Below are 3,469 nucleotides of genomic sequence, written 5' to 3'. Positions count from 1 at the left end.
ATATAACTGTTTGGGCTATATAATTAATATGGCACAGATGAAAGAACAGGAAGCGGTTGTGTCGATGGCATACAATTTAAGCGCCTATTATCGCTATACGACTCGAACGGAGAGACAAACCGCCGCGCTGGATGAAGAAATTAAATTACTCATTAATTATTTGGACATTCAGAAGCTGCGCAACGGCAGAATTGATTATACAATAGATATCCCAGCAGAAATGCTGAAGCAGCGCATACCGCCGCTTATGCTTCAGCCTATCGTAGAAAATGCGGTCATTCATGGTATAGGGAAATCCTATACATCTGGAGAAATTCGAATTACCGGCGAGATGTCAGACGGGTTATGCAAAATATATATCGATGACGATGGCCCGGAGCTTGAGCCAAGTGTGCTTGAAGCGTTGAATACAAAAATGAGTGAGCCATTGAAAGAGGAAATGGGCTGCGGACTTTGGAATACGAATCAGCGTATCATTCATCAATTTGGCGATAAATCTTATTTATGCTTCAAAAAATCGCCATTAGGAGGATTTCGGACAGAAATCGTATGGGAAACAGCATCTGGAGAAGAACAGAGACCTTATCCTACTTTACAAGGAGATACACAACATGCAGATGATAATCGTAGATGATGAAGCACACTGGGTAGAGAATTTATCGATGCACAAGCCTTGGCATACTCTTGGTATTGAGCAGGTTCATAAAGCTTACTCTGCACATGAGGCGCTTCAAATTATAGAAACGAATCCCATTGATATTGTCATATCCGATATTTTAATGCCCGAAATGACGGGGCTTGAACTCATAGAGAAAATACGGGAACGCGATAAAAGAATGAAATGTATTATTTTATCAGGACATTCGGACTTTGAATTTGCCAAAAAAGCGGTCCAAAATCAAACGGTAGATTATTTGCTAAAGCCGCCAACGGATAACGAACTGTTCAGCGCGGTTAAGACTGCGATTGACCAATTGCAAGCGGAATGGGAAGCGGTCAGCTCGCAGGAGCGGACAGAGTACACGCTGAGGGAGAATCTGCCGCTGCTGCGCGGTCAGTTGCTGATTGATGCGTTAAAAGGCTACCGAATGTCTGCGGATGAATGGACTCGAAAGCTTGAAAGCTATGGCTTGCCGTTCAGTTATGGAGATTGCACACTGCTGCTTGTACGTATGGAAGAGGAATTTGGGCAATATACAAGTAACGGTCAACAGCTGATGGAATATGCCATTATCAATATGGCGGAAGAGATCTTCAGTGAATTTTCTGAAGTATGGGGAGTAAAGGAGGAGCATGGTTATTTAGTGTTTTTGCTTCAACTGAAGGATAAGGGTTCAATCCCTGGAAAAGAGAAGATTTTGGAGAAGCTTGCGATTCAGCTTCAGCATAAAGTAAAACAATTTTTGAAAGGATCCTTATCCATCGTACTATCAGAATCTTTCAAGTTTCCTGAACAGCTTCAGGATAATTATCGCAAATCGTTTGCTTACTTTAGGCAAATCGTAGGGGACGAGCGAGAATTTGTTATGCGGGTTGGCGATATGGAGCCAAGCGTATCGCATGGTCCGTTGGACGCTCTTTATATGCCGCCGTCTCTGATTAGCTTATTAGAGGCAGGGCGCTGGGAGGCTGCGGAGGATAAGCTGGTAAGCGTTTGCGCGGAGCTCGACGAGAGATGGTCCGACTCATGGGAGCATTGCATGGAGGCTGGATTTTTGATCGCCTCCTCGTTCACACAGCTGGCACATCGGAACGGGCATACGCTGGTCAAGCTGCTAGGGGCAGATATGGAGCCTTTGCAAAGCGGAGAAGCTTTTACATCGATCAGCAAGCTGCGCAAATGGTCGCTTAACGTGCTTTCGAAGCTGAAGGACGGCACCTCAAGTGAAATTAAAGATATACGTTCTTCTTATGTGAAGAAGATTCAAAATTTCGCGGAGGAGCATCTTCACGAAGACGTTTCTTTGCGAGCGCTCGCTGACCATGTGAATTTGCATCCTACCCATCTGTCCAAAATATATAAGATTGAGACGGGTGAAGGCATAAGTGATTATATATCACGTCTGCGCATGGAACGAGCCTGCCATAAGCTGAAAACGACTAGCAAAAAGATTTATGAAATTAGCATGGAAATCGGCTATTTGGACCCGGCTTATTTTATCAAAGTGTTCAAACGCCAGTATGGTGTAACACCGCAGGAATATAGGGACGGCAATCAATAGCCTAACAGAGTCCTATGGAAACTAACAATGTCCTATAGATACCCCCCCGTACAAATTGTTAAAGTTACTCATGTAAGGATCTTACACCGTAGGGGGAAAAGAAAAATGGCTAAATTCAAAAAAGCAGGGCTTCTACTTGCAGCTTTGGGACTCGTTTTCGTTACAGCTTGCAGCGGTAATACCGGCAAGAACGTAAACAAAGAAGAGTCAGGTTCAACGAATACTAGTACTAGTACAGCTGATAGCGCATTCGCCGCTGGCAAATACGATCCACCGATTGAAATCAGCACCGTATTGATGCCGATTAAGAACTATGGCGGTAAAGGCGATACGAAGGAAAACAACGTCCACGATCGTTGGATGCTTGAAACACTTGGTATTAAACATAAGGATACTTGGTATCCAGCAAGTGATGATCAATACAGACAAAAGCTTCAACTTGCTATTTCTTCAGGCGAGAAGCTTCCGGATTTTGTAAAGGTACCAACAAACGCTGTATTGACTAACCAACTTATCGATTCTGGTCAATTTATTGCAATTGATGAGCTGTTTGACAAGTACGCAACAAAAGTTTGGAAGGACCATGCTGAGAAAAACCCTGAGCTTTGGTATCCCTTCACAAGAGACGGCAAGAAATACAATGTGCCATTGATGGAGTATACGAACAATGACAACACGCTGCTTTGGCTTCGTGAAGATTGGATGGAGAAGCTGAAACTAGAGGCTCCAAAAACAATTGCAGATCTAGAAGTCATTATGGACAAATTCAAAAACGAAAACCCTGACGGCCTAGCGCCAAAAGATGTTTATCCACTAGCGATTTCTTTGAAAGGCGCTACGAACACTTGGATGGGCGGACTTGATTGGTTATTCGGTGCTTACGGTTCTGTTCAAGAGCAATGGAACAAAGATAAAGACGGAAATCTTGAATACGGTTCCGTAAATCCAGGAGCAAAAGCAGCACTTGCGAAGCTTCAAGAATGGATGAACAAAGGTTATATCCATGCAGACTCCGCTTTGTGGGATGAAGGCAAGTCAGCAGAAAGCTGGACAAAAGGCGCAGCAGGCATCTTGCCAGGCGCAAACTGGGTACCAGATTGGCCGGCTCCAGATTTGTTGAAAAACGTACCAGGCTCCAAATATAAAGCTTACCCGGTACCTGCAGGTCCGGACGGTTACATGGGTACAAAATGGCAGAACTCTGGCGTAAACGCTAGTATTATGATCAACAAGGATGCGAAGCATCC

3 protein-coding genes are annotated in these 3,469 nt (G+C 44.1%); all 3 read left to right on the top strand.

Annotated elements, in window-relative coordinates:
- Window positions 1–634 (top strand): sensor histidine kinase (locus AC1DSE_RS32895; RefSeq protein WP_477528884.1); only part of this gene is annotated, 634 nt, incomplete at its 5' end.
- Complete coding sequence (locus tag AC1DSE_RS32890) at window positions 612–2,222, top strand: response regulator transcription factor (RefSeq protein ID WP_477510495.1); 1,611 nt, start codon at window positions 612–614, stop codon at window positions 2,220–2,222. The genes AC1DSE_RS32895 and AC1DSE_RS32890, both read left to right, overlap by 23 nt.
- A 105-nt stretch (window positions 2,223–2,327) precedes the next feature.
- Window positions 2,328–3,469 (top strand): type 2 periplasmic-binding domain-containing protein (locus AC1DSE_RS32885; protein WP_477528883.1); only part of this gene is annotated, 1,142 nt, incomplete at its 3' end.

It is taken from the genome of Paenibacillus sp. 01L418, from assembly GCF_056400045.1.
The sequence above is the reverse complement of the archived record's forward strand: the minus strand, read 5'-3'. Positions and strand labels throughout refer to the sequence as shown.

What these genes read in the sequence shown, in the direction of transcription:
- AC1DSE_RS32890 (WP_477510495.1), top strand. Translation starts at nt 612, where the DNA reads ATGCAGATGATAATCGTAGATGATGAAGCACACTGGGTAGAGAATTTA.